This window comes from Chloroflexota bacterium (assembly GCA_018825785.1).
In the GTDB taxonomy this organism is placed as follows: Bacteria; Chloroflexota; Dehalococcoidia; order JACVQG01; family JAHKAY01; genus JAHKAY01.
In genome coordinates, this window is the sequence record JAHKAY010000046.1 from 1 (window position 1) to 3,666 (window position 3,666).

The window sequence follows — 3,666 nt, forward strand, 5'->3', positions numbered from 1 at the left end:
AGCATCCTCGGGGCCGGAGGCATTGGAGACATGGTAGGGGCGTTTGCCCGGGCTTTCGGCGAGCGCTACTTCCCCCTGGCCCACGTGGAAGACGGCTACGTGGAGTCCGTGGGGGACCTGACCTGCTCCATACCCATCTGCGGCCAGGGCCTCGCCTACGATGACTACCACGAACTCCCTGATTTCAGGCCGGAGTTCGTCCTCGCAACCCTCCTGGTGGACTTCGGGGGGGAAGAGATTATGGGGGGGGAGGGCATCCAGGTCACCCTGCTGGAGGAGGCCGCACGCCACGTCCCCCAGGCCCTACTGGAGCGCATCCCGGAGAGGGGCTTCGCGCTACAGCTCTTGGAGGAGCGCCTGGCAGGCACCCCCTACCAGGGGCTTATCGCCCATGCCTGGTACCTCTGCCACGCCACCGGCTCCATCTTCCTGGATGCGACCTGCGAGGACCTCCAGGGATATGAGGTCCGCTGGACCAGGGAGGAAGTTGACAATCTCACCGAGCAGTGGCAGGCGGCCAGGGACATCCAGGAGGAGGCTGACGCTTTCCTTGAGTGGCTGGAGCAGGACCTGGCGGGCCACCTCGCCGAGGTCTTGAAATTCCTCCAGGAGGAAGGAGTTGACTATGCTAAAGACCCAAGACAACTCGAGCTTGCGCTGGGCCCTGCCTGAGGGCCTGAAGGTCCCCCCCGACCAGCTCGTCTACCGGCTGGATATCTTCGGCGAGTCCATCCTGCTGCACCGCTTCCAGGACGGGGAGACCACCACCAGGCCCGTCTCGGCCGTGGACGTGGCCAGGGCCTTTTCCAGTGAGCTGAGACTCGCCAGCGGGGTCCTCCCGGAGGGGGCCCTGTGGTGGGGGATGGGGCCGGAGGGGGCGGAGGTGGCCCTCTGGCGGCCCCCCAGGGTGTGGAAAGTGGCCCTGGTCCTGGAGGCCTTCAAGCCCCCCAGGAGGTTTGAATTGCCCATGCCCGGGCTGATCTTTGTCTGCTCCCTGGGTAGGCCCCCCCGGGTCTACGCCGCAAAGAAGCGGCCGGCGTCTCCGGGGACTCCCCTCTGCCATGCCCCTCTCTACAATGTCTTCCAGGACGGGAGGACCTGCGCCGGCACCCACAAATATCCCAATCGGGTGGAGGAGGCCCCCGAGTCCTTCATGGTGAGCTTCTTCACCCGGGATGCCCACCACCGGGGGAGGTCCAGGAAATACCCGGAGGATCTCCTGGCCCTGTGGGAGGAGCTGGACGGGAAGAGGTCATATCCCATCCGGGACCTGGTCCCCTGCGGGATCGTCCAGGATGCGATGGGGAGCTGAATGAAACCGGCAGGGTACCTCATCAACACCCCCCTCCCCATCGGGGAGAGGGGGACGGCCTACACCTACGTCCTGGCCGGGAACGGCGTCTTTCTGGAGGCCGAGAACCCCCTGGTCCGCGCACGGATCCTCCTGGCGGAGTCCTCCGTCAGGGGCCTGGCTCCCCTGGGGCCATACCTGGAACTGAAACATAGCCTGGTCCCCGGCTACCTGATGGACCTGGTCGTAAGCGCCTGTTGCGCCAGGCCCGACCAGGAGGTCTATGCGGCCATCGCCTGGGACGGCCAGGAGTACCGGGTGGTCTTCCCGGTCCAGGATGGCGGTGGGGGCCACGTCTCCTATGAGGTCGTGCCCAACACCGTGGTCGGGGTCCACTCCCACGGCGGGATGGGGGCCTTCTTCAGCTCCACCGATGACGCCGACGACCAGGGCTTTCTGGTTTCGGTGGTGCTGGGGGAGGTGGGCCGGCTCGTCCCCATGGCCAGGGCCCGCCTGTGCGTATACGGCTACTTTGCCCCAGCGGAGCTGGAGGAGGTCTTCTCCGGCCCCGTGAGCGTGCTGGAGGATGTGATGGATGGTTTACCGCCTGGCTAACAAGTTCGGCTCCTACCGCAACGCCATCGCTGTGGTGGGGTGCGGCGGGACCGGGGGCTTTGCCGCCGAGGGGATCTGCCGGCTCCTGGCCGGGCGGACTGTGCCTAAGCAGCTTGTCCTCATTGACGGGGACCGGGTGGAGGAGAGGAACCTGGGGAGGCAGAACTTCTACCCCGAGGACCTGGAGAAATTCAAGGCCCAGGCACTGGCCGAGCGCCTGGCCAGGAGGTACCGGCTCCCGGTGGCCTACTCCGTCTCGCCGCTTGAGAAAAAGGAGCGTGAATATGAGCGGGGCCCGCTGACGGGCTGTGCGCTGGTCATCGGCTGCGTGGACAACGCCCCCGCCCGGGCGGCCATTGCGGCCAACATCACCCTGGGCCACTGGTGGCTCGATGCCGGTAACGGGGCGGAGTTCGGCCAGGTCCTCATCGGGAACGCACGGGCGGAGGCCATGGGCCGCCGAGACCTGGCTCCTTTTGACCAGGAAAAGGGCCTCTGCCACGCCCTGCCCCTCCCGACCCTGGTCCGCCCCGAGCTCCTGGTGCCGGCCCCACGCCCCAGGGCTTCCTGCGCGGCTGCCGTGGCGGCCGGGGAGCAGGGGCCCACCATAAACCAGGCCATGGCGGTCCTGGTGGTGGAGGCGGTGAGGCTCCTCCTGGAGGGGAGCCTGACGTGGTGGCAGGGCTATCTGGAGCTCAACCCCCTGGGGGTGCGCACCGTGCAGGCCACCCCTACGCCTTGGTATTTGGGATAGAGCTAGAAACGAGAAAGGAGGTGACCCATGGAAGCTGAGCTGAAGGTTGTGATACAGATGAAGGGGGACCGGGCCCTGGTGGGCGTCCAGGGGACCAACACCGACCCGGTGGTGGAGGCCCTGCCCGCCGCGTCCTTGAATGACGTGCTCGCCGCCGTCCCGGGGATCCTGGCCCGGGCCAGGGAGAGGTGGACCACCAGCCCCAAGAACCCGGCCTACCAGCGGCCCCCAGAGCCCCCCGCTCCGCCGAGGCCCCCCGCGGCTCCCAGGAGTTCCGTCCCGGGGAAGCCCGAGGTGGTGCGGCCGACTCTTCTCTGAGGGCTGCCCATGAAACCGGACAAGAACATGGACAAACCCGGCCTCTTCAGCCCTCAGGAAGCCCCTTCAACTGAACCTGAAGCTGCCCGCGACAAAAGCGTGGACAAGGAGATTGAGGAGCTGGTCTGTGCCCTCACGGACCCCCTCATCGTCTGGCCCGGTCCCTGGATGGACACCATACCCGAGGAGCGGAGGAAGGAGCTCCCCCTCCACCGGCTGATCCACCTCATGCGGTGTCGCCAGGGCAAGGCAAACTGGGACGAGGCCACGGACCTGGAGGCCCTGCTCTACATGTATCCCCTCACTCTTGAGCACCCCATCTCCGAGCAGTGGACCCGCATCTACCTCTACCTTGGTACCCGGGTGATGGGGCCTAAGTTCCCGGATGACATCAAGCAGGAGAGCCTCAGTGATTACGACATGGGGGAGCTGCGGGACCTGAAGAGGTGGATCTACCGCAAGAGGGTGGAGGCCTGCAAAGCGCGGGCCAGGGGGGCCAAGCCGGCAGCGGCTCCTGTAAAAGTGCTCGAGGTCCAGCGCCCCACCCTGTTCTGAGCTAACAACAAGTTAACTCTTCCACTCATTCCAAACCCGCTATCGCTTTGGCATGTGCTAACGCTATTAACACGGTGTTAACGCCCCCGAGGTCGACGGGGGTGAACACATAGAAAGGAGGCAAATATGCTAA

General features: G+C 66.0%; 6 protein-coding genes. All 6 read left to right on the plus strand.

Translation table 11 applies throughout. The features are described 5' to 3' along the window. Positions 1-672, plus strand: a 672-nt coding sequence (locus KJ624_06645) for a hypothetical protein (GenBank protein ID MBU2009493.1), incomplete at its 5' end; no start/stop codon positions are given. Further along, the gene (locus KJ624_06650) at positions 626-1,312 is read left to right on the plus strand and encodes a prokaryotic E2 ligase family D protein (GenBank protein MBU2009494.1); all 687 of its coding nucleotides are present in this window, start codon (positions 626-628) and stop codon (positions 1,310-1,312) included. The genes KJ624_06645 and KJ624_06650, both read left to right, overlap by 47 nt. Next, a complete protein-coding gene (locus tag KJ624_06655; GenBank protein MBU2009495.1) occupies positions 1,313-1,906 on the plus strand; it encodes a Mov34/MPN/PAD-1 family protein in 594 nt (197 codons plus the stop codon). Continuing rightward, positions 1,887-2,660, plus strand: coding sequence for a ThiF family adenylyltransferase (locus KJ624_06660; GenBank protein MBU2009496.1), 774 nt, complete (start codon positions 1,887-1,889; stop codon positions 2,658-2,660). The genes KJ624_06655 and KJ624_06660 overlap by 20 nt, the downstream gene beginning before the upstream one ends. A 27-nt stretch (positions 2,661-2,687) precedes the next feature. Beyond that, the gene (locus KJ624_06665; GenBank protein ID MBU2009497.1) at positions 2,688-2,978 is read left to right on the plus strand and encodes a hypothetical protein; all 291 of its coding nucleotides are present in this window, start codon (positions 2,688-2,690) and stop codon (positions 2,976-2,978) included. 9 nt (positions 2,979-2,987) lie between these two features. Then, positions 2,988-3,533 carry a hypothetical protein gene (locus KJ624_06670; protein MBU2009498.1) on the plus strand — a complete coding sequence of 182 codons (546 nt, stop codon included), beginning with the start codon at positions 2,988-2,990 and terminating at the stop codon, positions 3,531-3,533. Positions 3,534-3,666 lie beyond the last annotated feature (133 nt).